Annotated in this window: 22 protein-coding genes and 1 tRNA gene; 16 read left to right on the forward strand and 7 right to left on the reverse strand. The window is 68.1% G+C overall.

What is annotated here, in order from left to right; genetic code table 11:
• Nucleotides 1–1068 (forward strand): hypothetical protein (locus ACIRA7_RS01100; RefSeq protein ID WP_396218941.1); only part of this gene is annotated, 1068 nt, incomplete at its 5' end.
• A gap of 216 nt (nt 1069–1284) precedes the next feature.
• Here the strand turns inward: ACIRA7_RS01100 and ACIRA7_RS01105 are convergent.
• Nucleotides 1285–1357: transfer RNA gene (locus tag ACIRA7_RS01105), tRNA-Ala, on the reverse strand.
• Between the two features lie 178 nt (nt 1358–1535).
• Here ACIRA7_RS01105 and ACIRA7_RS01110 point away from each other — a divergent pair.
• The 3 genes from ACIRA7_RS01110 (at nt 1536) to ACIRA7_RS01120 (ending at nt 4753) form a co-directional block, all read left to right on the forward strand.
• The gene (locus tag ACIRA7_RS01110) at nt 1536–3023 is read left to right on the forward strand and encodes a deoxyribodipyrimidine photo-lyase (RefSeq protein ID WP_396218942.1); all 1488 of its coding nucleotides are present in this window, start codon (nt 1536–1538) and stop codon (nt 3021–3023) included.
• Between the two features lie 113 nt (nt 3024–3136).
• Nucleotides 3137–3703, forward strand: coding sequence for a hypothetical protein (locus ACIRA7_RS01115; protein WP_396218943.1), 567 nt, complete (start codon nt 3137–3139; stop codon nt 3701–3703).
• A gap of 66 nt (nt 3704–3769) precedes the next feature.
• The gene (locus tag ACIRA7_RS01120) at nt 3770–4753 is read left to right on the forward strand and encodes a threonine/serine dehydratase (RefSeq protein WP_396218944.1); all 984 of its coding nucleotides are present in this window, start codon (nt 3770–3772) and stop codon (nt 4751–4753) included.
• Between the two features lie 187 nt (nt 4754–4940).
• On the opposite strand, the gene ACIRA7_RS01125 is transcribed toward ACIRA7_RS01120, so the two are convergent.
• A complete protein-coding gene (locus ACIRA7_RS01125; protein ID WP_396218945.1) occupies nt 4941–5309 on the reverse strand; it encodes a KGG domain-containing protein in 369 nt (122 codons plus the stop codon).
• Nucleotides 5310–5545: 236 nt separating this feature from the next.
• On the opposite strand from ACIRA7_RS01125, the gene rnz reads away from it, so the two are divergent.
• A complete protein-coding gene (gene rnz / locus ACIRA7_RS01130; RefSeq protein ID WP_396218946.1) occupies nt 5546–6505 on the forward strand; it encodes a ribonuclease Z in 960 nt (319 codons plus the stop codon).
• A 118-nt stretch (nt 6506–6623) separates the two neighbouring features.
• Here rnz and ACIRA7_RS01135 read toward each other — a convergent pair whose 3' ends face one another.
• The 5 genes from ACIRA7_RS01135 to ACIRA7_RS01155 are packed head-to-tail and all read right to left on the reverse strand — an operon-like array spanning nt 6624 to nt 11827.
• Nucleotides 6624–7892 (reverse strand): MFS transporter, encoded by a 1269-nt coding sequence (locus ACIRA7_RS01135; RefSeq protein WP_396218947.1) that lies wholly within the window; start codon nt 7890–7892, stop codon nt 6624–6626.
• A 1-nt stretch (nt 7893) separates the two neighbouring features.
• The gene (locus tag ACIRA7_RS01140; RefSeq protein WP_396218948.1) at nt 7894–8400 is read right to left on the reverse strand and encodes an acyl-CoA thioesterase; all 507 of its coding nucleotides are present in this window, start codon (nt 8398–8400) and stop codon (nt 7894–7896) included.
• Nucleotides 8397–9620 (reverse strand): hypothetical protein, encoded by a 1224-nt coding sequence (locus ACIRA7_RS01145; RefSeq protein ID WP_396218949.1) that lies wholly within the window; start codon nt 9618–9620, stop codon nt 8397–8399. Before ACIRA7_RS01145 ends, ACIRA7_RS01140 begins: the two co-directional genes overlap by 4 nt.
• Before the next feature lie 12 nt (nt 9621–9632).
• Entirely contained in the window at nt 9633–10889 is a 1257-nt protein-coding gene (locus tag ACIRA7_RS01150) for a cysteine desulfurase-like protein (protein ID WP_396218950.1), read from the reverse strand.
• Nucleotides 10886–11827, reverse strand: a complete 942-nt coding sequence (locus ACIRA7_RS01155) for an NAD(P)-dependent oxidoreductase (RefSeq protein WP_396218993.1) — start codon at nt 11825–11827, stop codon at nt 10886–10888. Before ACIRA7_RS01155 ends, ACIRA7_RS01150 begins: the two co-directional genes overlap by 4 nt.
• 51 nt (nt 11828–11878) lie before the next feature.
• Between ACIRA7_RS01155 and ACIRA7_RS01160 the strand changes: the two genes are divergently transcribed.
• The 11 genes from ACIRA7_RS01160 to ACIRA7_RS01210 all read left to right on the forward strand — a co-directional run bounded on the left by ACIRA7_RS01160 (nt 11879) and on the right by ACIRA7_RS01210 (nt 25170).
• The gene (locus ACIRA7_RS01160) at nt 11879–12118 is read left to right on the forward strand and encodes a heavy metal-binding protein (RefSeq protein ID WP_396218951.1); all 240 of its coding nucleotides are present in this window, start codon (nt 11879–11881) and stop codon (nt 12116–12118) included.
• A 104-nt stretch (nt 12119–12222) separates the two neighbouring features.
• On the forward strand, nt 12223–13635 hold the full coding sequence (gene mgtE, locus ACIRA7_RS01165) for a magnesium transporter (protein WP_396218952.1): 1413 nt from the start codon (nt 12223–12225) through the stop codon (nt 13633–13635).
• On the forward strand, nt 13632–14567 hold the full coding sequence (locus tag ACIRA7_RS01170; protein WP_396218953.1) for a DMT family transporter: 936 nt from the start codon (nt 13632–13634) through the stop codon (nt 14565–14567). The genes mgtE and ACIRA7_RS01170 overlap by 4 nt, the downstream gene beginning before the upstream one ends.
• A gap of 34 nt (nt 14568–14601) precedes the next feature.
• Entirely contained in the window at nt 14602–15618 is a 1017-nt protein-coding gene (locus ACIRA7_RS01175; RefSeq protein WP_396218954.1) for an NAD-dependent epimerase, read from the forward strand.
• 6 nt (nt 15619–15624) lie between these two features.
• Nucleotides 15625–16929 carry a UDP-glucose dehydrogenase family protein gene (locus tag ACIRA7_RS01180; protein WP_396218955.1) on the forward strand — a complete coding sequence of 435 codons (1305 nt, stop codon included), beginning with the start codon at nt 15625–15627 and terminating at the stop codon, nt 16927–16929.
• A 311-nt stretch (nt 16930–17240) separates the two neighbouring features.
• Entirely contained in the window at nt 17241–19163 is a 1923-nt protein-coding gene (gene asnB, locus ACIRA7_RS01185) for an asparagine synthase (glutamine-hydrolyzing) (protein ID WP_396218956.1), read from the forward strand.
• The gene (gene murJ / locus ACIRA7_RS01190; protein ID WP_396218957.1) at nt 19163–20569 is read left to right on the forward strand and encodes a murein biosynthesis integral membrane protein MurJ; all 1407 of its coding nucleotides are present in this window, start codon (nt 19163–19165) and stop codon (nt 20567–20569) included. Before asnB ends, murJ begins: the two co-directional genes overlap by 1 nt.
• The gene (locus tag ACIRA7_RS01195; RefSeq protein ID WP_396218958.1) at nt 20566–21651 is read left to right on the forward strand and encodes a glycosyltransferase family 4 protein; all 1086 of its coding nucleotides are present in this window, start codon (nt 20566–20568) and stop codon (nt 21649–21651) included. The genes murJ and ACIRA7_RS01195 overlap by 4 nt, the downstream gene beginning before the upstream one ends.
• Complete coding sequence (locus ACIRA7_RS01200; RefSeq protein ID WP_396218959.1) at nt 21648–22877, forward strand: O-antigen ligase family protein; 1230 nt, start codon at nt 21648–21650, stop codon at nt 22875–22877. Before ACIRA7_RS01195 ends, ACIRA7_RS01200 begins: the two co-directional genes overlap by 4 nt.
• Nucleotides 22874–24064 carry a glycosyltransferase gene (locus ACIRA7_RS01205; RefSeq protein ID WP_396218960.1) on the forward strand — a complete coding sequence of 397 codons (1191 nt, stop codon included), beginning with the start codon at nt 22874–22876 and terminating at the stop codon, nt 24062–24064. Before ACIRA7_RS01200 ends, ACIRA7_RS01205 begins: the two co-directional genes overlap by 4 nt.
• 47 nt (nt 24065–24111) lie before the next feature.
• Nucleotides 24112–25170, forward strand: coding sequence for a hypothetical protein (locus tag ACIRA7_RS01210; protein ID WP_396218961.1), 1059 nt, complete (start codon nt 24112–24114; stop codon nt 25168–25170).
• Nucleotides 25171–25176: the final 6 nt, after the last annotated feature.

Consider the following 25176-nt stretch of genomic DNA (forward strand, 5'->3'; position numbering starts at 1 on the left):
CTGGCGAACGACAGCGCGCTCTGGACCGGCATGCGGACGACCCGCACCGGTGCCGACCGCGATCTCGAGGTGCACGGGGGACTCAGCGCCACCCAGTACGTCTTCACGGCGCGCCCGGCCGTACCGCCCCCGGTACGCGTGGGCGATTCGCGCCACCTGATCGGACTCGAGCAGCTCGCCGAGAACGACTGGGGCTGGCGCACGCGCGTGGATAACGCGATCGGCGCGATGCCGCCGAGCCGCGCCGACGACATCACCCGCGCGCTGTTCCTGTCCGCCGAACGACCGGCTGGCGCCCTGCGGGCCGACTACCGCACCGCCCTGCCACGCACCACCGCCGCCTTGGGCCGCCTGCTCACGCTCGACTCGATCGCCACCGTGCCCCAGAGCGACGGGTCCACGCTGGTCACCCTCCGAATCACCGTCAGTGGCGACCGTCTCCAGCGTGTGTTCCCGGCCTTCGCCAAGTACATCCGCGAGTACGTGGAGCCGGCGCGATACCGGTACCGGCTGTCCGACCGCACCGGCGCCGACTGGTTCGACGCGGAGGCGCGCGATCGGGTACTGACCGTGCGCTTCCGCTCGCATGACGGCCAACTGCAGCCCATCCTCGGGGTGGCTCGGCGCATGCCCGACACCCTGCAGATCCACGTCGATGCGCTCGCCAAGATTTCCGTTTTCACCGTGGGCGTGACAAACATGCAGGGCGAGTTCGTGCACACCTCGACGGCGCGCGAACGCGGCTGGACCATGCAGTTCGCGAAGGACCCCGAGTGGCATCTCCCCCTGATCACCGAGCGGCTGCTCCGGTCGCCGCTGCACCGCCCCTTCGAGGGGAAGGGCGTACACTTCTCGCTGGGCTTTCGCACCGGCCCCGAGAACCAGACGCTGCTCACCCGGGAACTCGACGTCACGGTGCGCGAAAGCGCGATCATGCGATTTCTGGGCAATCTCGGGTTCACCGCCATGAGCGACTTCGCGGGGACCGTCGAGAACGAGGAGAGCCGCTTTCTGGCGGAAGCCATGGCGGCATTCCGCGCCGACGTGGCGGGGATTACGGCAAAGTAGGGTACAACGAAGAACCCCCGGCAGCCTTTACAGGCCCCAGGGGTTCGAAAACTGCCACGCACACTGTCATTGGAACTCTCCGTCCTACCGAACAGCGGCGGGCTTCATTCTCTGTACACTGGACGATACAGGGGGTTCCCGCGTCACACCAGCGCCAAAATCGTCACGGAACGGCTTCGGTTTCCTCCCGAAACGGCCTCGTTTTCCTACATGGAGTGGAGCTGAGGGGGCTCGAACCCCTGACCTCTGCAATGCGAATGCAGCGCTCTCCCAGCTGAGCTACAGCCCCGGGACCGTATAACAGACGGTGGTCACTCCGACGAAAATGGCCCCGCTCCTGTTGGCGCGGGGCCGATCGGGTAACACGGTGAAGGTAGCGGCCTCCGCACCAGTGTCAAGCGTCGCGGCGTGTCTTCGCCAGCATTGCGCGGGCACCTTCACGCGCGCCCGCGCGTTCCGGACTCTCTATGACGACGCCCGCAATTCGCTCCACCGCCGCCCCGCATGCGCTCGATGCCGACTACGTCCGCGACCAGCTGGTTGCGCGCACGGTCGACATCAACGGCAAGACGTACCAGCCGGACGGCGATTTCGTGCTGTACTGGATGCAGTCGACGCACCGGCTCGAGGAGAACTGGGCGCTGCGGGCGGCGATCCGCACGGCGGACCGCGTGAACCGCCCGCTCGTCATTCACCAGGGACTCGACCCCAGCTATCCCTACGCCGCCGACCGGCATCACACGTTCATCCTGCAGGGCGCGCGCGACACGGCGCGGGACGCCGAGGCACGCGGCCTGTACTACCAGTTCGTGCTGCGTCCGCGGCCCGACGATGACCGTCGCGTGGTCGATCGGCTCGCCGCGCGTGCGTATGTGGTGATCACCGATCTCTTTCCCACCGCCGGCATCCGCGAGCGCGTGGAGCGCTTCGCCGATCGCGTGCCGTGCCGAGTGCTCGCGATCGACAGTGTCTGCACGGTGCCCAGTGGCGCGTTCGAGAAGCCGGAGTATGCGGCGCGCACGATCCGCCCCAAGATCGCCAAGCTGCTCGATCACAGTATCGAGCCGGTGGCCGATGCCGTGCCGCGTGTACCGGTCGGCGAGGCGCTGCGTGCGTCGCTACGCGCCATGGTGAGCGAAGGCGGCTTGTCGCTGTTGCCCATCGCCACGATGACCGATGCCGACATCGCTGCCGCCGTGCGCACGTGCGACATCGATCACTCGGTGCCGGCGGTCGTGCTGTCAGGAGGCAGTGTGGCCGCGGCCGAGCGGCTGGCCGGGTTCGTGTCACGGGACCTGATGCCGTACGCCGACCGCCGCAACGAAGCGAGCGTGAGCGACGGTACGTCGCGACTGTCACCGTATCTGCACTTCGGGCAGATCGCGTCGGCGCGGGTGGTGCGCGAGGCGCGGGCGAGTGGCACGAATGCGGCGAGTCTCGACGCGTTCGTGCAACAGGTCACCACATGGCGCGAGCTCGCCTACAACTGGTGCCTACGCACGCGGGATTTCGATCGCCTCGAAGCGCTCCCGGCGTGGATCCAGAAAACCATGGCCGAGCATGTGCGCGACCCGCGGCCCGTGTTGTACGATCTCGAGACACTCGAGTCGGCGCAGACGCACGACGCCCTGTGGAACGCGTCGCAGCGGGAGCTCGTGCAGCAGGGCGTCATTCACAACTATCCGCGCATGCTCTGGGGCAAGACCATGCTGCTCTGGACGGCAGACTACGAGCAGGCGCGCTCGTGGCTGTACCTGCTGAACGACAAGTACGCACTCGACGGGCGTGATCCCAACAGCGTGGGCGGCATCATGTGGTGCCTGGGGCTGTGGGATCGACCGTGGGGCAACAAGCCGATCTGGGGAGGTATCCGCCCCATGGTGACCTCGCGCGCGAAGCTCAAGTTCGACGTGGCCGGCTACATCGCCCGCGTGCGGGGCGGCCGCCTGCTCTGACCGGCAGGGTGCGTCGACGTAGACCGTGATGCTTCGCGACGTATTTCGCGACGGCGGAAAATTCCGCACCTTGGACGCCAAGGCTCCATTCTGCTTCCGCCCCGAGTGTTCTTATGCGCACCACGAACCTGTGGATTCTGCTCACGGCCGCGACGTTCGTGGCCTCCCGCCCGCTGGCCGCCTCGTGCCCACGCACCGGCGGCGAGAAGGCACGCCGCATTGTGCCGTCGATTCTGCTCTGGCCAGCGGCGCCGTTCATTCTGAGCCACCGGCAGTCGCAGGTGGCCATGCCGTCGGCGGGCGCGCGGGTTCGCGTGAGCCACGACGTGGACGGCCGGACGACGTTCACCGAGGGGCTTTTCGTGTCGGCGGCTGACTCGGTGCTTCGCCTCATTGGCGCCAGCGGTGACACCGTGGTTTTCCCGTATGCGGACGCCCGCTGCCTGCAGGTCCATCGCACGAGCCGCAAGATCGGCGCGGCGGTAGGGCTCATGACGGGCTTCTTCACCGGCGCGGCGATCGGCATGGGTGCGGGCGCTGTCGCATTCTCGGACGACGGAGGGTGGGGACCCGCGTTGGGGGGCGCCTTCGGCGGCTATGCGGGGACCATTGTCGGACCGATCGTCGGTGCCGCCCGCGGCGCCAGCGCCTGGGACATCGCCTGGGAGCGCGGGAAATAGTTGCACCACGTGGCCGATCGCTGCGACGCGTCCGACCTTCACGGTGCATTTCGCTATCATTCGCGCATGCTGACTCCCGATCCGCGCATCATCCCTGCCCTCGCCGCGGTACGGACCGCCGCCGAACGTTTGCGCCCTGTGCTGGCGCCGAGTCGCGTAATCCGGTCCGATGCGCTGTCGGAAGCCTTCGGCGTGGAGGTGCTGTTCAAGCTGGAGCTTGAGAATCCCACAGGGTCGTTCAAGGTGCGCGGCGCCTACAACGTGCTGGCGGGGTTGTCGGCCGAAGAGCGCGCTCAGGGTGTGGTGGCATCGAGTGCCGGGAATCACGGGTTGGGGGTGGCCTACGCCGCGAAGGCGTTCAATACCCCCGCCACGCTGTACGTGCCCATCAACGCCCCGCAGGTCAAGAAAGACGGCATTCGCGCGCTCGGTACGATCGTGAACGATGAAGCGGCCGACTACGACGCGGCGATGGTTGTGGCGAAGGCACACGCGGCGCGCGAGGGAATCCGCTTTATCAACCCCTGCCTCGGCCTCGATCTGCTGGCCGGTCAGGGGACGGTCGCGTTGGAGCTGCTGGAGCAGGTGCCCGACGTGCACACCGTGGTGATCTGCACCGGCGGCGGTGGCCTGTTGGGGGGCATGGGGGCGGTGCTGCGCGAACTGGCGCCACAGGTACGGATCATTGGCGCGCAGAGCGTGGAGACATCGGCCATGGCGCAGAGCCTCGCCGCCGGTCAGGTGATCGATACGGTGGTCACCCCGACCCTGGCGGATGGGCTCGCCGGCCAGATTGACGCTGACGCCCTCCACATCGGGCAGTACTGTGCCGACGAGATGGCGCTGGTGACCGAAGCGGAGCTCGGTGCGACGATCGCCTGGCTGCACCGCACGACGGGCATGGCGGTGGAGGGGGCCGGAGCGGTGACTGTGGCGGCACTGCAACACCGGAAGATCACGGTGACCGAAGGGCCGGTCGTGCTGCTGGTGAGTGGTCGGAACATCGACCCCGCAACGCTGCAGGCCCAGTTGGACCGGTACCCGGGCTGACGAGGTCCGTTCACGGGGTCCGTTCAAGGGGTCAGCGTTCAAGGGGTCAGAGTCGTTGATCGCTGAACGCCGGATGTTGGAGAGCGAAGACCGAAAAGCCCCCCGGAACCGTCCGGGGGGCTTTCGGTCTACTGTCACACCGGCGGCACACGACGCGTCGCGTCGGTACGCCGTCACGGCGCGGAGATCAGCGGGCCGACGACTCGTCGCTGCGCGAGATGCCAGGGGCGCGGTCTCCCATCGGCGCGGCCACACTCGACCGATCGCCGTCGCGGGAGACCTGCATCGGGACTTCCCGATCGCTGTTCCGTCCGCCCAGACGGGCTTCACGGGCCGCCGCACTACGCGACTCCCCACCCTCACGGCCAATGGCCGCCATGTGCGCCCGGTCGCGACTGACGGTCACGCCGCCCTTGCGTCCGGCGTTCCGCGCTTCGTCGGACGACCACTCGTGCGCCGTCCCCTTCTCGTGGGCTGCCCGCCCACCCCTGCTGGCGATCTCGCGCTGTCGCGCGGGATCCATGGACGCGAATCCGCGTCGGCTTTTTCCGGTCATACGCCCCCCGGCATCCGGACATCCTGAATTGAGACGGCGGGCGGGGACGAGACGAAGGGCATCTGTCACAGAACCAGCACACCGCAGTGAACTCGCGTCCTATCCGGTGCAAACATCAGGCCGCGCTTTCGGGGTCGGGGCAACGAGCAGCGGTGACGGCGGCCGCGACCCGCCATCGGGCCCGCCCCGTGGCACTGGCGACGTGGTGAACGGGGGTTTCCGCCTATATTCCCGCCATGCCACTGCTCGTTCGCTTTCTCGGAACCGCCGCCTCCCGTCCCACCGTGGAACGGGGGGTCAGCTCCCTCGCCGTCATTCGGGAAGGGGAGACATTGTTGTTCGATTGCGGGGAGGGGACGCAGCGTCAAATGATGCGCTATGGGATCTCGTTCGCGTTCGAGGACCTGTTCTTCACCCATGTGCATTCGGATCATATTCTGGGGCTTACCGGCCTGATCCGTACGATGGCGCTGCAGGGCAGAATCGAACCGCTACGGCTGTGGGGACCTCGTGGCGCGGGTAAAACGTTGCGCCAATGCATCAGTCTTGGTGGCGAGCGCACCACATTCCCGATCGAGATCACCGAACTCGAGCCTGGCGAAGCAGTGAAGCGGCCCGACTACCACATCGCGACGTTCGCGGTCTCCCACGGCCCGTCCCAGTCGCTGGGGTACGCCGTGGTCGAGGAGGAGCGGCTCGGTCGCTTCAACCCGGAACTGGCACGATCCATGGGCATCCCCGAAGGACCGCTCTGGGGGCGCATTCACAAGGGCCAGGCGATCACCCTCGACGACGGGCGCGTGATCGAGCCGTCGGTCCTGGTGGGCGAGCGTCGCCGCGGACGCCGCATCGTGGTCACGGGCGACACCCGTCCCTGCGAGAACACGATTGCGGCCGCTCAGGACGCCGATCTGCTGATTCACGAGGCCACCTTCGCCGACGACGAAGCCGCCCGCGCCCTGGAGACGGGCCACAGCACGGCCCGCGAAGCCGCCGAGGTGGCCCGCAAGGCGGGCGCGCGCCGGCTCGTGCTCACGCACATCTCGGCCCGCTATTCGCGCGATGCGCACGAACTCGAGCGCGAGGCCCGCTCGGTCTTTCCCCGCTCGAGCATCGCGCGCGACGGCACGGAAATCGAGCTCTCGCTCACCGAAGAGCTGGCGGTGGCTGAGGCCGCGGATGCCGAGGCCTCGTGAACTGATCACGCAGAGAAACAGAGAGCGCAGAGGCCGCAGAGCACAATCAACCTGATCTGTTCTCCGCGTGCTCTGCGCTCTCTGCAACTCCGCGTCATCGGTTCCAGAAAACCCCGCGTTACCTCGCCAACTGCTTGAGCCGTCGTAAACTCGGCACGCGCCACGCCACCGTGGCCACGACGACGAGCGTGGCGACCCCGCCCACCACCACCGCCGTGACGGCGCCCCACCAGCGCGCGGTCAGCCCCGATTCGAACGACCCGATCTCGTTCGACGACCCGATGAAGATCTGATTCACTGCCGACACGCGCCCCAGCAACGCCTCCGGGGTACGGATCTGCAGCATCAGACTGCGAATGACGACGCTTACCATGTCGAACGCCCCGGCCAACGCCAGCGCGCCGAGCGACAGCCACAGACTGCGACTGAGGCCGAACAGGATCGTACAGACGCCGAACCCGGTGACCGCGATCAGGAGATTACGCCCCGTGTGCGCGAAGGGTGGCCAGCGCGTCAGCGCGACACTGGTAATGACGGCGCCGACCGCGGGCGCGGCGCGCAGCAAACCAAGCCCCGATGGTCCCGTGTGCAGAATCTCGGCAGCGAACACCGGCAACAGCGCGATGGCACCACCGAACAGCACCGAGAAGAGGTCGAGCGTGAGCGCCGACAGCAGCAGTGGTTCGCCAAGCACGAAGCGAAGACCACCGGTGATCGAGCTCAGGATCGGCTCGTCGGTCATCTCGCGAACCGGCGAGCGATGGCGCACCGAGAACAACGCGCCGACGGCGAAGGTCATCAGGACGGCATCGACCGCGTAGCCCAAGGTCGTGCCGCCGAGCGCATAGAGCCCGCCACCGAGCGCGGGGCCCAGAACCGCCGCCAGCTGCCAGCTTCCGGTGCGCCACGTGATGGCATTGCTGTACAGCGTGCGCGGCACCAGCTCGGCGCTGAGCGCTTGCCGGGCCGGCTGCAGGAAGGCACGGGCCAGCCCACTCAGGACGATCACCGCGTAAATCGCGCGGACCCGCGCGGGGGCCGCGAGCGCGAGATCGCCGATGGGTGCGGGATGCGCCAGCCACCAGAGCCCCAGGGAGCAGAGCACCAGCACGGAGAGGGCAACCAGCGCGATGCGACGACGATCGTGGCTGTCGGCGACATGGCCGGCGAACAGCGACATGCTGATCGCCGGCAGGGCCTCGGCCAGTCCCACGATCCCGAGCGCCAGCGGGTCGTGGGTGAGATCGTAAATCTGCCAGCCCACGACGGTACCTTGGATCTGGATGCCGAGGGTCAGCGTGAAGAGCGCCAGCAGATATCGACGGAAGTTCGGAATGCGGAGCGCGGCGTACGTGTCGTTGCGCGCGTCGAGGGGAAGCGGCTCCACGCTAGCGATCGGCTCGCGCTTCGTCCTGCCGCTCTTCGAGCCGGCGCCGACGACGCGCTTGGGCGGCATCATACCGGCGCCGCTGGTCGTCGGTTTCCGGCTGCACCAAGGCAATCGGCACCGGCCGGCCGTTGCGGTCGATCGCCACGAACGTGAGGTAGCACGTGTTCGTATGGCGGCGTGCACCGCTGATGAGATCCTCGGCCTCCACGCGCACGCCGATCTCCATCGACGTGGTGCCCACGAAATTCACCGACGCCAGACAGGTCACGAGATCCCCCACGTGAATAGGCTCGCGAAAATCCACGCGATCGATGGACGCGGTCACGCAGGCCGTGCGCGCGTGACGAAACGCCGATACGGCGGCGGCCTTGTCCACCATCGCCATGATGGCACCACCGAATGCATGTCCCAGGATGTTGGCGTCGTGGGGCATGATCAACTCGCTCGTGACGTGCTGCGAGGCGGCGACCGGTCGGGAGAGGCGCTCGGGCGCGGTATCGGTCATGGGTCGCGCGACCAGGACGTGGCGCGCAGGCGGGGAGCCGGGCGATGCGACCAGCTGGCGCGCTGCACGACGCCGTCCAGCGCGGTCGAGATATCGAAGGCGCGCGAAAGCGCAGCGCGCGCGGCGCTGTCGATTGGCGGTGTATCCAGGGGAATGAGCTGATACGCCGGTGCGGCCACCGTGGCGATCGGCCATTCGTGTCCCGTGGCGGTGCCACCAATCAACACGAGGGCCAACGCGTCACCGTCGGACGACGGCCGAGCCGCGACCACGTACGTGGCGCGATCCCAGGTCACGCGCGTTGAGTCGGCGGTCCACGCCGGCAGAGTCGCCCGCACGGACGTCCACCATCGCGGCGACTTCACCGTGAGGGGCGGGAGATACAGCGCCAGGGCTTCGCCATCGGCACCATGTCCCGGCACCATGAACGCGACGGCCGGATCACGACCGATGTCGGTGATGCCGAAGCTGGTGGAATCGAACCGGAAGCTGTCGAGCGATTCCGTCGCGACGGAGGCCCGTTCATCGCCAGCGGCGCCCGCGGTGCGGATCGAGTCCACCAGCTGCGCCAGCGACGCCCGCGCCGCGGCGGTCACGCGTCGCGCCTCGTCGGCCCCCACGAGCACATCGAGCGAGGCCCTGGCACCGCTGCGCACATCGACGACCAGGCGGTGGCCGTCATGCCGATGCGGCGGCCCACCGTCAATGTCGATGTTGAGCAGATGCTCGACCGTGATGTAGGGTCCGTGCACGTCGATGATCTCGATGTCATCGCTCACCACCGTGCGGGGATCGTCGGGGATCTCCTCGTCGGCCGGATCGACTTCCGCGTCACGCGGGTGCGCCCGGCGCCACACCGCGAGTTCGTGCATGACGGTGGTGTCGCCGAACAGGAGCGTGCTGTCACGATGCTGGAGTTCACGCGACCACAAGCGCGCGCTGGCGAACGAGGCGTCGGGATACTCCGCGCCATCGTCACCAAGGAAGATTTCGAACCGCCGGCCGTCGACCTCGGTCAGCAGGATCGGCGCACTGCGCACGCGCATGCCATCGTTGCCGCTCTGTACCCAGTAGGTGGAGTCACCCGCCGCGAACAGGAACTCCGCGGGCGGCAACGCCTGGCCACGCGACGCCCGGTCGCCGCAGGCCGCCACCAGTGCCGCCGCCACGACCGCGGCAGCGACGACGGCGCGAGCGCGTGGTGTGGCCGGACGCCCCATGCGCGGCGCCATTCAGGCCGTACCGTGCACGAGCGCGCGCACGCCGTCGAGCAGTCGCGTGATCTCGCTGGCAGTGGTGTAGCAGGAGCATCCCACGCGCACGAGTCCCTCATGGGCGAGGCCCAGGCGGCGCGCTACCGTGGTGGCATAGAAGTCGCCATGCGACACGTACACACCGCGTGGGGCGAGGAAGCGCGCGACGTGTTCCGACTCGTGCCCTTGCACATGGAACGACACGGTGGGCGTGCGGGCCGTGCCCGGCGGCGGTCCGAAGACGGTCACGCCGTCGATGGCGTGCAGCCCAGCCCACAGCTCGCGCAGCAACGCGTCGCCGCGCTCGTGCAGCGCGTGCATGACGGCCGCGAGGCGTTCACGACGCGAGGCGGTGCTGTCGTTCGCGAGGCTGGCCAGGAAGTCGACGGCGGCGGCGGCGCCCACGATGCCCTCGTGATTCTGCGTGCCGGTCTCGAGACATTCCGGTACGTAGTCGGGGGCTGGCTCGAGGCGCGGTACGTCGAGCGCCGCGGTGGCCGCATGCCGTCCGTAGCAGATGCCGATGTGCGGCCCATAGAACTTGTACGCGCTGCAGAGCACGAAGTCGGCACCGATCTCCCGGACGTCGACGAGCGCATGCGGCGCGTAATGCACGGCGTCGACCACGGTGATCGCGCCGGCCGCCTTTGCCAGGGCGATCATCGGGGCGACATCACTCACGGTGCCGAGACTGTTCGACGCCGCGCCGATGGCGACGACCTTGGTACGCGGGGACAGCAGCGACTCCAGCGCGCCCGCTTCGTGGCGATACGTGGCGAGATCGAGCGGCAGCCACTTGAGCACCGCGCCGCGCTCCTTGGCCAGTGCCTGCCACGGCGCCACGTTCGCATGATGATCGAGTTCGGTGATGATGATCTCATCGCCCGGCTTCAGCGAACGGCCAATGGCACGCGCCACGTGAAAGAGAATCGTGGTCATGTTCGCGCCGAACGAGATCTCTCCCGGCGTGGCGCCGAGGAAATCGGCCAGCGTCACGCGCGCCGCCGCCAGCATCGCATCGGTCTCGACGCTGGTGGGATAGGCCCAATGCGTATTGGCGTTGTGATGCAGCAGGTAGTCGGTCATGGCGTCGGCGACGACGCGCGGGACCTGCGTGCCCCCCGGACCGTCGAAGAACGCCACGGGATGCGTGCCTTCACGACGCGCGAGCGCCGGGAAGTGCGCACGGATCGCGTCGACCGAGGCGACGGCATTGGCGACGTCGGCCGCACTCATGACTGGCGACCGTTGGTCGATGACCCACCGATCTGCGCGCCACCAAGGCGCTCCACGACTTTGGCCGCTTCCACGTGATCGGCGTCCTCGCCGAGTTCGAGGTGGGCCATGCGAAACAGTTCAGCCGTGAGTTGCAGCAGCGGTGAGGGCACCCCTTGCTCACGCGCGAGTTCGGCGGCGATGCCGACATCCTTGTCGAGCAGCGCGAGGCGGAAGGTGCGCGGGAAGGCGCGGGTGAGCACGCGCTCAGGGAAGAGATTCATGCTGCTATTGGAGCGACCACTCGAGGCATTGATCACGTCGAGCGCGATCTCCGCCTTCACGCCGGCCTTCTCGAGTGCGACGAGCCCTTCGGCGGTACCCCAGATGTGCATCGCCAGCAAGGCGTTGTTCACGGCCTTGAGGGCATCACCGGCGCCGACGGCGCCGCAGTGCACGATGCGCGTGCCGAAGCAGGCGAGCACCGGCTGCACACGCGCGAGCGTCTCGGCATCACCGCCCACCATGACCGTGAGGGCGCCTCGCTCGGCCCCCGCGACGCCGCCCGACACGGGCGCATCGAGGAAGCCGATGCCGCGCTCGGCGAGCCGCGCGGCCATGCGGCGGGAAGTGGCTCCGTCGCCCGAGGTGCAGTCCACCAACACGGCCCCCGAACGCATCGTGGCCAACAATCCCTCAGGACCGTCGAGCAGCGCTTCGACGTGGCGCGACACCGGCAGGCAGGTGATCACCACGTCGCAATCGCGTGCCGCGTCGGCAGGCGTGCGGGCGTGACGTACCCCGAGCTCACCCGCCATTGCTTCGGCCTTGTGCGGCGTACGATTCCACACGGCGAGATCGAAGTCGGGGCGCGCGAGGTGACGGGCCATCGGAGTGCCGATGGCACCGAGTCCGAGAAAGGCGACGCGAGGCATTGCGAGACGGGTAGAAGGGCACAGCGCCGGCGATCGGCCGGTTCCGATAACAGCGCCGATCGTGGAGATTGAAACATGACACGGCAACGGATCCACGTGCAGCTCGACGGGTTGGTGGCGGTACACGCCGTGCGTGCCGTCTGGACGGCGCTGAGCGCGGTTCCCGGACTGCTCAGCGCCGAGGTCACCATGCAGGGCGCCACTCTCGAGGTCGAGGGTGAGCTGGACCGGGGCGCACTGGCCGCCGCCCTCGACGCCGCCGGGGTGTCCGTTCGGAGCATCCGGGTCGACGCGCGAAGCCTGCCCGTGCTGTAACGATGCGGGTCGGGCCCGGAACGCGACGCGACGCCGTCGAGCGTGTGGCTTCTATCGCTGGGCGTGTGCCACTAACTTGACCGCCTGACCGCCGCCCCTCGCCGATGCCTCCTCACTCGAAAGTAGACCGGCCGCTCGCGACGCTGATCGTTCCGGACCTGCTCGAGCTGCTCGAGGAGCACCCGGAAAGCATCGGGCCGCAGACGGAGGAAATGCACCCGGCCGACCTCGCGGACATTGCGGAGGCGCTGCCGGAGGAGATGGTGCGCGCGTTCCTCTCGGCCTTGCCGAAGGAGCGGGCCGGCGAAGTGCTCGAGTATCTCGACGAGCAGCTGCGCACGATGGTGCTCGAGGAGCTGACGGCGGTCGAAGCGGCGTCGCTCATGTCCGAGATGACGCCGGACGAGCGGGCCGACGCACTCGAGGAACTCGACGAGGAAACGGCCGACGACATTCTCGCCGAGTTCGAGCCGGCGGAGAAGGCGGAGACCGAGCGCCTGCTGGAGTACGACCCGTACACGGCCGGCGGTCTGATGACCACCGAGTTCGTATCGGTCGACGAGAACCTCACGGCGGAGGAAGCGCTGGTCGCGGTGCGGGCGATGTCGCGGGCCGGCCGTCGCGAGGCGATGTACACGATCTACACGGTGGATCGGACCGGTCGCCTGCGTGGTGTGCTGTCGCTGCGCGAACTGCTGGCATCCCCCGACGGGACACCGCTCTCCGAACTCGCCTGGAGCGAGGTGGTGAGCGTCGCCCCCGACATGCCGCAGGAAGAGGTCTCGCAGATCACGTCGAATTACGACCTGGTGGCCCTGCCGGTCGTGGATGCGGAGAAGCGATTGCTGGGCGTGGTGACGGTCGACGACGTCATCGACGTCATTCAGGAAGAAGGCACCGAGGACGCGCAGAAGTTCGGCGGTATGGAGGCGCTCGAAGAGCCCTACATGCAGATCGGCCTCTGGCAGAACGTGCGCAAGCGCGGGGGCTGGCTGGCCGTGCTGGCGGTGAGCGAGATGCTCACCGCGTCGGTGATGGCGCGCTACGAGGGCGAAATCGGCCGCGTGCTGCTGCTGTCGCAGTTCATCCCGCTGGTCATGAGCTCGGGGGGTAACTCGGGGTCGCAGGCCACCTCGCTGATCATCCGCGCGATGGCGCTGGGCGAAGTGCACCTCGGCGATTGGTGGCGGGTCGTGCTGCGCGAGTTGCCGGCCGGCATCATTCTTGGCCTGCTGCTCGGCGCCATCGCGTTCGGCCGTATTCTCATGTGGAACGCGCTCGGGCTGTACGACTACGGACCGCACTCGTTTATGATTGCCGTTACCGTCGGGCTGGCGCTGGTGGGCATCGTCCTCGTGGGATCGCTCACGGGCTCGATGCTGCCGTTCCTGCTCAAGCGCCTCAACTTCGACCCGGCCAGCGCGTCGGCGCCCCTCGTGGCCACGATCGTCGACGTGTCGGCCATCAGCATTTACTTCGGCATCGCCTACCTGCTGCTGAGCGGCTCGCTGCTGTGAGTTCGGGGCAGGACGGCCCGCCGTCCGCGTCGGTGCTGCGGGCGACGCTGCTGGTCGTGCTGAGCGCCTGCTGCTTCGGCAGCATCTCGCCGCTGACCGTGATCGCGACCGACCGCGGCATGGCATTGGAGTCGGTACAGGCGTGGCGGTACACCACGAGCGCCGTGCTGCTGGTGGCGTTGGGCTGGTGGCGCGGGCGTCCCCCCCGCACCGGGGTCGCCCCCTGGTTCTTGCCGCGCGTGCTGCTGGTGGCAGGGGGCGGCCAGGCCACGGTGGCCACCCTGGCGCTGGTCGCGCTGCGCTGGATTCCAGCGGCGACGGCATCGTTCCTCTTCTATACCTTCCCGGCCTGGGTCGCGGTGATCACGGCGGTACGCGGCATCGAGCGACTGGACGGCCCCCGCGTGACCGCCCTCCTGCTGGCGCTGGGCGGCATTGCCTTCATGGTTGGTGCGCCGAATACGGCGTCGCTGAACCCACTGGGGGTGGCGGCGGTGCTCACGGCGGCGCTGGTCTATGCGCTGTACATCCCCGTGCTGGGCACGCTGCAGCGCCAGCGTGACGCGATCGACGTGTCGCGGGCGATCGCCGTGGGCGGTGCACTGCTCTTCGTGACCTGGGCCGCGGCCGCGGGCACGCTGTTCCGTCTTCCCAATCTGGCGGCGTTCGGCGCAAGCGCGATGCAGGGCGTGCTGTCGGCGGTGTCCTTCCTGTCGTTTCTGGCGGGGCTGCGGGTGCTCGGTCCCGTCCGCGCCGCGATTACATCCACCGTGGAGCCGTTCTGGACGACGCTGCTGGGCGTGCTCCTCCTGCAGCAGTCGGTCGGCACCGGTACCTTGATGGGCGGATTCGCCATCATGGGGGCGGTGGTGTTGTTGCAACGGCCGCCCGTGGCGCATCCCCCCGCTCAATCGTCGGCAGCGGGATCGTAGCACCCGACCTCTCTTCCTGAATGGCGATCAGCGCATGGCAAAAATTCTGGTGACCGGAGCCGCGGGCTTCATCGGCTATCATACCAGCGAGCGGCTGTTGGCCCGCGGTGATGAAGTGGTGGGCCTCGACAACGTCAACGATTACTACGATCCCACGCTGAAGGAGGCGCGCATCGCGCGGCTCTCGGCCAAGCCGGGATTCCGCCTGTTCCGCATGGATCTGGCCGACCGTGACGGCGTAGCGCGCCTGTTTCGCGAGGAGCGCTTCGATCGCGTGATCAACCTGGCGGCGCAGGCCGGTGTGCGGTACTCGATCACCAATCCGCACGCCTACATCGAAAGCAACCTCGTCGGGTTCATCAACATCCTCGAAGGATGCCGGCACCACGAGGTCCAGCATCTCACGTATGCGTCGTCGTCGAGTGTGTACGGCGCGAACACGGCGATGCCGTTCTCGGTGCACCAGAACATCGACCATCCGGTGTCACTGTATGCGGCCACGAAGAAGGCGAACGAACTGATGGCGCACACCTACAGCCATCTGTATGGATTGCCTACCACCGGGCTGCGCTTCTTCACGGTGTACGGACCGTGGGGCCGTCCCGACATGGCCATGTTCCTGTTCACGAAGGCCATTCTGGAAGGCAAGCCGATCGATGTGTTCAATCACGGCAAGATGCAGCGGGACTTCACGTACATCGACGACATCGTGGAAGGCGTGATCCGCACCAACGATCACACGGCCGAGCCGAATCCGGAGTGGAACTCCGAGGCCCCCGATCCAGCTACGAGCAAGGCGCCCTACCGAATTTACAATATTGGTAACAACAACCCGGTCGAATTGATGTATCTCATCGAGACTATTGAGAGGTCGCTGGGGCGCGTCGCGGAGAAACGCATGCTGCCGCTGCAGCCGGGCGATGTGCCGGCGACGTACGCGAACGTCGATGCGCTGGTGCGCGACGTGGGCTTCGCCCCCAAAACGCCGATCGAAACCGGCGTGGCGAATTTCGTCGCCTGGTATCGCGAGTACTTTCAGATCGGAGACTGACGCGTCATGAAGATCGCCATGATCGGCACAGGCTATGTCGGCCTCGTGTCCGGTGCCTGTTTTGCAGAGTTCGGCCCCGACGTGACCTGTGTGGACGTCAACGCGGAAAAGATCGAACGGCTCTTGAAGGGCGAGATCCCGATCTACGAGCCGGGACTCGACGCGCTGGTGGCCAAGGGCATCAAGAGCGGACGCCTGGCGTTCACGACCGACCTGGCGACGGCGGTTGCGGAAGCCGATGCGGTGTTCATTGCGGTGGGCACGCCATCGCGCCGCGGTGACGGTCACGCCGATCTGCGCTTCGTCGAGGCCGCGGCCATCGAGGTCGCGAAGGCGCTGCAGGGCTACACGGTGGTCGTGACAAAGAGCACGGTGCCGGTGGGGACCGGTCGACGGGTGGCGGAGATCATTCGCCGCACCAACCCCACGGCGGAGTTTGACGTGGCGTCGAATCCCGAGTTCCTCCGTGAAGGCTCGGCGATCGGTGATTTCATGCGTCCCGACCGTGTGGTGATCGGTGCGGAGACGGACCGCGCGCGGGCCGTCATGCAGGCGCTGTATCGCCCACTCTACCTCATGGAAACGCCGGTCGTGATGACCACGCTGGAGACGGCCGAGCTCACGAAGTACGCGGCGAACGCCTTCCTCGCCACGAAGATCACGTTCATCAACGAGATGGCGGATCTGTGCGAGAAAGTCGGCGCCAACGTGCAGGATGTGGCCCGTGGCATGGGGCTCGATGGCCGTATCGGCAAGAAGTTCCTGCACGCGGGTCCGGGGTACGGCGGCTCGTGCTTCCCGAAGGATACGATCGCGCTGGTGCGCACGGCTCAGGAGTACGGCTCGCCGGCACGCATCGTGGAGAGCGTCGTGCAGGTGAACGACACGCGGAAGGGGGCGATGGCGTCGCGTGTGATGGCCGCGTGCGGCGGCTCGGTGCGCGGCAAGACGGTGGGGGTGTTGGGTGTGGCGTTCAAGCCGAACACCGACGACATGCGCGACGCCCCGAGTCTGGCCATCGTACCGGCCCTGCAGGACGCGGGTGCCACGGTACGGGCCTACGATCCGGCGGCGATGCACGAAGCGGGGCCGCTGCTGCCCGGCGTGCACTGGTGCACCGATGCCTACGACGTGGCAGTCGGTGCCGACGTCCTCGTCATCATCACCGAGTGGAACGAGTTCCGCGCGTTGGATCTCGATCGGCTGGGGGCGTCGATGACGCAGAAGGTCCTCGTCGACCTGCGCAACGTGTATCGCGCCGAGGACGTCCGTGCTCAGGGCTTCCGGTACACGAGCATCGGCCGACCGTAATCGGCCGGCGGTCAGCGACTCACCGCTTCGCGACACAGAACGCCCGGCCCGGATGGCCGGGCGTTTCGTTTTGTGGCACAGCTCGTGCTTTTCCATGTCGGTGTGGGCCGGACGATCAACGCGGGGGGCGCCGAGCGAGCCTGTGTGGCGCTCTCGCAAGTCCTTGCGTGACAACGCTTTCGGGAGATCGTCTTGGTATCACCCACGCAGCGCGTGGCCAATTCCGGACACGACACACGGAAGGAACTGCCCATCACACGGCAGGTTCGTCCGCGGCACAGGGACTCACAGGACTACGCCACTCAACTGACATGTGCGGCATTGCCGGCTTCTGGATGGGCGCGTGCGACGAGGATGCAGCGCGAGCTGCACTGACTCGCATGACCGATGCGTTGGTGCATCGGGGACCCGACGCATCCGGTGCATGGGTCGACGCATCCCGTGGCATCGCCCTCGGTCATCGTCGCCTGTCGATCGTGGACCTCAGTCCGCTCGGCCAACAGCCGATGCCGTCGACGTCGGGTCGGTACTGGCTCGTGTTCAACGGCGAGATCTACAACTACCGCGCGCTTCGCGACACGTTGCGCACGCAGGGCGTGGCATTCCGTGGCCATTCGGACACGGAGGTGCTGTTGGCGCTCATCGAGCGCGACGGCTTGGAGACCGCGCTCGGCCACTGCGTGGGCATGTTCGCGATTGCGCTGTGGGATCGGGACCGCGGCGTCCTGTCGTTGGCCCGCGACCGCTTCGGCGAGAAGCCGCTGTACGTCGGACGCTGCCGCGGCGGATTGGCCTTCGCGTCTGAGCTGTCGGCGTTGCGCACATTGCCTGGCGTGTCCGGCGAGATCGAGCCGGCGGCCCTCGCCGCCTACCTGCGTCACGGCTACGTGCCGGCGCCGATGTCGATGTTACGCGATGTCGTGAAGCTCGAGCCAGGCACCATCGCCACGTTTTCGGCACCGGTGTACGGCAGCGCATCGACGACTCGCTACTGGAGCGTCCGCGACGTCGCGAGGTCGGGACTCGCGACACCGCTCGCCGGCAGCGACGAGGCCCGCGTGGAGCAGCTGGACAGCCTGCTGCGGGGCGCCGTGGCCGACCAGATGGTGGCGGATGTACCGCTCGGCGCCTTTCTCTCCGGCGGCATCGACTCGTCGCTGATTGTGGCGCTCATGCAGGCGCAGAGCGCGCGGCCGGTCCGCACGTTCACGATCGGATTTCGCGAGTCGGCCTTCGACGAGGCGCCGCATGCCGAGGCCGTCGCGCGTCACATCGGCACCGACCACACGACGATGTTCGTGACGGCGAAGGACGCGCTCGACGTGATCCCGCGACTCCCGTCGATCTACAGCGAACCGTTTGCCGACTCGTCACAGATCCCCACCGTACTCGTGGCGAAGCTTGCGCGCGAGCACGTCACCGTGGCGCTCAGCGGCGACGGTGGTGACGAACTGTTCGGCGGCTACGCGCGCTATCCGCTGGCGATGCGCGCATGGCCGCGCGTGGGCGGACTGCCCTACCCGATGCGTCGGGCCACCCGCGCGATGCTCACCGCCGTCGGCGCGGGCACGTGGAATCGCGCACTCGGTCCGATGGGGCTGATGTCTCGCGGAATCACGGGCGATCGCGTGCACAAGCTGGCCACGCTGATCGACACGCGCACCTTCCCCGACTTTTATCTGCACCTCGTATCCGCGTGGCGGCGCCCACAGGATCTGCTCCCCGGCGTCGTGGAGCAGGATACGGCGATCCGTGCGCCGTTCAATGCCGGTCGCGGTGGGCTGCTGGCCGACATGATGTTCCGCGATCAGGTGAGCTACCTGCCCGACGACATTCTCGTCAAGGTGGACCGGGCGGCGATGGCCGCCAGTCTCGAAACGCGCGCGCCGCTACTGGATCACCGAGTGGCCGAGTTTGCGTGGCAGCTGCCGACGAACTGCTGGCAGCGCGATGGCCAGGGCAAGTGGATTGTCCGTCAGGTGCTCGACCGTTACGTGCCGCGTCCGCTGATCGACCGGCCGAAGCAGGGCTTCGCGGTGCCGATTGCCGAATGGCTGCGTGGTCCGTTGCGGGATTGGGCTGACGACCTGCTGTCGCCCGACGCGTTGCGACACGACGGCATCTTCCGTGCGGAGCCGGTGCTACAGACATGGAAGGAGCATCGTGACGGCACCCGGAACTGGGCGCCGGCGTTGTGGCATCTGTTGATGTTCCAGGCGTGGAGGCGTGGCTGATGCGCGCCCTGCTTCGCGCGGCGTTGGCCGTGGGCGGACTCACCGCCGTGGTGAAGGTCGCCGCGCTGCTCAAGGACAGCCTCGTGGCTGCCCACTTCGGCAACGGGGCAGCGCTCGACGCGTTCCTGCTCGCACTGGTCGTCCCCACGTTTCTGATCAGTGTGGCGGCGGGCACGCTGCCAGCGGCGCTGACGCCCGCCTACATCGCGCAGCGTGAGCAACGCGGCAGCGCTTCGGCGAGGCTCCTCGCCGGCGCCGCCCTGCGACAGAGCTATCGCTGGCTGGTCGCGCTCTCGTGTGTCGCCGCGCTCGCCTCCTTGCTGCTCGGGTGGCTTCCCGGTTCGCGGCTGGACGCCGACACGCGCGCCGTGCTTCCGCTGCTCGCGTTCGCGCTCGCCCCGTTCACCCTCCTGCAGGGCGTGTGTTCAGCCTGGAGCGGACTGCTCGCCGCGGAAGGGGCCTACACCGCCAGCGTGTTCGCACCGATCACCCAGCCGCTCGGTATCGCCATCGGCATCGCCTTCGTACCCGCCCCCACCGTGTGGACAATGGTGGGCGGGCTTGTTGCCGGCACGATTGCGCAGGCGGCGTGGCTCGCCTGGGCGTTGCGTCGGCGCAGTCTCCCGATGCTCGGTGCCGCGATGGTGGACGTGCCCGAACACGAGCGCGCCACGTTGACCGCCGCGCTGGCGCGGGTGCGCGTGCAGTACCTCCCGGCGGTGGCCAGCGCGATGCTGATGAGCGCCACGACGCTCGTGGATCAGACCATGGCCGCCTGGCTCCCCGTGGGCAGCGTGTCCGCGCTTGGCTACGGTACGAAGGTCAGCTCCGTGCTCATGACCGTCGGTGCGATGGCGCTCAGTACCACGCTGCTGCCGCATCTCTCCGCGCTGGTGGCGCGCGCGGAATGGACGGCGTTGCGCGAGCTCGAGCGCCGGCTCCGGTGGCTGCTGCTGGGCACGACCGTCCCGGTGACCGTGGCGCTGGTGTTGTTCTCGGCGCCCATCGTGCAACTCCTGTTCGAACGTGGCGCGTTCTCGGCGGCGGAAACGGCCACGGTCGCGCGCGTACAAGCGGCGTATCTGCTGCAGGTCCCCGTGCACCTGCTTGGTATCCTGTACGTCCGCCTGATCTCCGCCCTTCAGGCGAATCGGCTGCTCACGATCGGGTCGGCAATCAATCTGGTGGTGAACGTCGCCCTGAACATCGTGTTCATGCGTCGGTATGGCGTGGCCGGCATCGCGCTCTCCACCGCCGCCGTGTACACCGTGTCATGCGCCTATCTCGCGATCGCCGCGCACCGGCGTCTGCGCGCGGCGGAAGCCGCATCGCGCAGCGCCGTTCTCCATGAACGCGTTCCGTCGCTCGCCCGGACAGCGGAGGCCCCGTGCACATCAGCTGCGTGATCGCATCGCTGGGTTCGGGCGGCGCCGAGCGCGTCATGCTGTCGCTGTGTGCCGCCTGGGCGGCGCGCGGCGATACCGTCACGCTCTTCACGTTCGATGATGGCCGTCACGATTTTCACGGCGTGCCGGACGGCGTCACGCGCGTGGCGCTCGACATCGCGGGCGCAAGCGCCTCGTCACTCGCGGCCATTCGGGCCAATGCCGTTCGCGTGCGCACGCTGCGGCGCGCGCTGCGCCACGCGACCCCCGACATCATCGTGAGCTTTACGGACCGCACCAACGTGAGCACCCTGCTGGCGGCGCGGGGTCTCGACATTCCCGTCGTGATTTCGGAGCGCATCGACCCGCGACGGCACGACATCGGCGAGGCGTGGTCGGCCTTGCGACGCCTGACGTATCGCGGGGCCGCCGCACTCGTCGTGCAGACCGAGCGGGTGCGCTCGTGGGCGGAGACACACGTCGCGCCATCCAGAGTCCATGTGATCGGGAATCCGCTGCGCGAGGTCGCCGCCCCGGCGGTCACCGCCGGGGCCCGCGCGGCGACGATTGCGGCCGTCGGTCGACTCGTACCGCAGAAGGGGTTCGACACGCTGCTCCGCGCCTTCGCCCTCGTGCACCGCACCCACCCCGCGTGGCGACTCGTGATCAGCGGTGACGGGCCGATGCGCGCCGCGCTGGAAACGCAGGTGCACGCACTGGGCCTCGACCGCGTGGTGTCACTTCCCGGCCGGACATCGACCGTGGACGACATGCTCGCGGAGTCCGCGGTCTTCGTGCTCTCCTCGCGGTACGAGGGCTTCCCGAATGTGCTGCTCGAGGCGATGGCCTGCGGCTGTGCCTGTGTCGCGACCGACTGCGACTCGGGACCGTCAGAGCTGCTCGCGCACGACACCCTCGGACTGCTCGTGCCCGTGGACGACGCCGTCGCGCTCGCCAGTGCCATGACGCGGGTTCTCGACGACCCGGCGTACCGGAGTCGTCTCGGCGAATCGGCGCGCGCGTCGACGCAGCGCTTTGCACCCGCGCGCATGCTGCGCGCGTGGGATGACGTGTTCCGCGCCAGCCGGAGGCACGCCGCGTGACGGCCGCCATGATCCCCACGGCCGCCATCGACGGCACGTCGACGCTGGCGCGGATCGCCCGCGGCATCGGTGCGCTGGTCGCCGTCGCGTTCCTCTTCTCGGGGTTCAGCACCTGGGCGTTCAATACCGGCGCGCTGCCGCTGCCACCGCTGGCCTTCATGCTGGTGGTGCTCGGCTGCGCGGGCGCGGCGGTGATGCTCGAACCCACCCGACTGGGCAGCACCGGCGTCAAGATTTGGAGCGCGGCCGGCGCGTGTCTCGCCATGCTCGCCTTTCTCTGGTCGTCGGGGAGCGAGATCGCGCTCCAGGAGGCGCAAACGCGCACGCTGTCGGCCATGCTGCTCGTGGGCTTCTCCGTGTTGATGGCCGACGCCGCCACGCGAACGATCACGCGGCGGGCGATTGCCGTGTCTACGATAGTGACGGTGGCGATCAACGTCTGGGAGATCACGCACCCGATGACGTTCAGCATGGCACTGGGTCGATCGGCCAGCTTCTACGTGAACCCGAACATCGCCGGCGCCGCGCTCGTGAGCGGCCTCTTGCTGGCCCTGCCCATCGTGCCGGCGCGACTGCGCGAGGTCTTTGCGCTGCTGGTCGGCGCCGGTGTGTTTCTCACGCTGTCGCGCGGCGCCCTGCTGTGCTTCGGCCTCGTGCTCATGGTGCTGCTTGCCTCGCGTCAGCTGCGCGTGAAGCGCCTGTCGCTGCTGACGGGCGGCGGCCTGCTGCTCGTGGCATCGGTCGTGGGCACCATGATGGCCAGCGGCGAGTTGAGCTATCTCAGCGGCGGCGCCGATCGCTTCGTGCGTCAGCGGCTCGGTATCGGCTCGCGTGAAGAGTTCAGCGCCGACGTCAGCGCCTCGTCGCGCTCCAACCTGGCGATGCATGCGCTCGACCTCTTCGGTGAGCGCCCGCTCACGGGCTTCGGCACGGGCGCCACGGTGGAGTGGAACGAGCCCGAGTCCACCCACAACATCTACGTGCGGCACCTGGCCGAGTACGGCGTCCTCGGTGCGCTGCTGATGCCTGCCTTGCTGTTGCTCGCATGGTCGCGGTACCGGCAGCACCGGTCGGGTATCCATCGCACCGCCGCACAGGCCTTCGTGGCATTCGTGGCGCTCTGGGGCGTGTTCTCGCACAACGTGGCCGACGACACCTTCGTGCTCATCGGTCTCGCGCTGATCACCGCACTACCCGGGCGAGACGATCCCGAGTCCGCGCCATGACCGCGACCATGACTGAACGGACACCCGGCCCCACTGGGCCGCTGGCCACCACGCCGCTCCGGGCAATGATGCTGCTGGGTGGATTGGGAATCGGCGGCGCCGAAACGCAGGCGATTGCCCTGGCGGCGGAGCTGCAGCGACATGGCCATTCCGTGACGCTGATCGCGCTGGCCGACGGCCCCCTGCGGGCCGTGGCCGAGTCGCACGGGCTCGTGGTGCATGTGCTTCCGCGCGTCGTCGGCCTCGCGGTGACGGCCGTACCGGGGCTGACACGGCTGCTCTCGACGTCCAAAGCGCAGGTCATCTACGCCTTTCTGGAAGTGCAATGGCTGCTGGCGTTGGCGGCGGCCTCGCAGCTGCCGTCCGCGGTGCGTCCGCGCGTCGTGCTGGGGCTTCGCACCAGCGACTACGACGTGCGGCCAGTGGCGCGCAAGGCCCGTCTTGTCCGGACACTCGCCCGATACGCTACGCCGCGGGCGAATCTCCTGATCGCAAACAGTCGCGCGGGGCTCGACAGCTATCTCGACTTCGTTCCCAACGCGCCCGCTGGCGTCGTCGTCCCCAACGGCATCGATGTGATGCGGTTCGCGCCCTCGACGTCCGCGCGGGCGCACTGGCGCGCCGTCTGGTCGATCCCGTTCGATGCGACGGTCGTGGGGCACGTGGGTCGACTCGATCCCGTGAAGGATCACGAACTGCTGCTTCGTGCGTTCGCCCGCGCCTGCGCGCCCGAGGCCAGCTGCCATCTGGTGTGCGTTGGCCACGGCGAACCCGAACGGATCGCCGCGCTCGAGGAGCTCGCGCGGTCGCTCGGCATCGCGAGCCGCGTGCACCTGGTGGGCGGTCAGGCGGACACCAGCACGGTGTATCCGGCCTTCGACGTCCTCGCCCTGACCTCACGCCGCGAAGGGTTCCCGAACGTCGTCGCGGAGGCCATGTCCTGCGGCGTCCCGGCGGTCGTCACGGACTGTGGCGCGTCGGCGCAGATCGTCGCCGACTTCGGCGAAGTGGCACCGGTCGGCTCGGTCGACGCCGTCGCTGTCGGGTTGTCCCGACTCCTCGCGCGTCGTTCCGCCACGCTCTCGCAGGAGAGCCGTAGTCATGTCACGTCCCATTTCAGTCTCGGCACGGCGGCATCCCGCACTGCTGCCGCATTGCAGTCCCTGCTCCAGGTGAACACCGTATGACACCAACACCGCTTTCCTCCACTGTCGTCGCCAGCAGCGCACCGGGCATGTCACGACACGCCACGCTCACGGCGCTCGACGTGCTGCGTCTGGCGCTTCGCAAGCGTCGGCTCCTGCTCGTCCTGCCGATGATCACGGCCGCCCTCGTTGTGGGCGCTGGACTGCTGGCCGATCGCCAGTGGGTATCCCACGCGACATTCGTGGCACAGTCGCCGGGGGGCGGCATGTCTCGCCTCGCGGGATTGGCCGCGCAGTTCGGCGTCAACGTGCCCACTGCGCAGTCGGGACAGTCACCGGACTTCTACGCCGACGTACTGCGTGGTGACGGCATGATGCGGCAGCTGTTGAGCGGGCGCTATTCGGACGCCAGTGGTCGGACGGTCGATCTCGCCACGCACCTCGTGCCCGGCGTCGCCGATACGGCACGCCGCGCCGAGTTCGCGTTGCGCGAGTTGCGCACCATGGTGAGCGCCAGTGTGGGAATCAAGACCGGGCTGGTTCGTCTCGCCGTGCGCCTCGACGACCCCGAGCTGGCCCGCCAGGTAGCCGCCCGCGCCCTCGTCGAGTTGAATCGACTCAATGTTCTGGCGCAGCAGTCGCAGGCGTCGCAGGAACGCGTGTTCACCGACGCGCGCCTGTCGATGGCGCGCAGCGAACTGCGTGCCGCCGAAGACCGGCTCGAGAACTTCCTGCGCAGCAACCGCGTGTTCAGCGCTGCGCCGCAGCTGGTGCTGCAGGAAGACCGACTGCGACGGGAAGTGAGCCTGCGCCAACAGGTGGTGTCCGGACTCGCGCAGGGGCTGGAGCAAGCGCGCCTCGAAGAGAGCCGGAATCTGCCGGTGATCACGATCGTCGAGGCACCGGTCCGTCCGGCGCTGCCGGATAGCCGTCGCCTGGTCCTGAAGGCGCTCTTCGCGGCGATCGTCTCGGGCACAGCGCTGCTCGGCCTCGTCTTGGCCGGTGAGTGGCGTCGTCGTCTGGCCGTCCTGAACCCGGGACTGTCGGCGGAAATGGAGACGTTGGCCGCTGAGGCCGCCGGTGACCTCCGTCAACCGTGGCGACTGATGTCGAAGTCCCGCTCCGACGACGCGTCACGCGCGGCCTGACCGGCA

Origin of the sequence: Gemmatimonas sp., assembly GCF_044376735.1 — a bacterium.
Taxonomy (GTDB): Bacteria; Gemmatimonadota; Gemmatimonadetes; order Gemmatimonadales; family Gemmatimonadaceae; genus Gemmatimonas.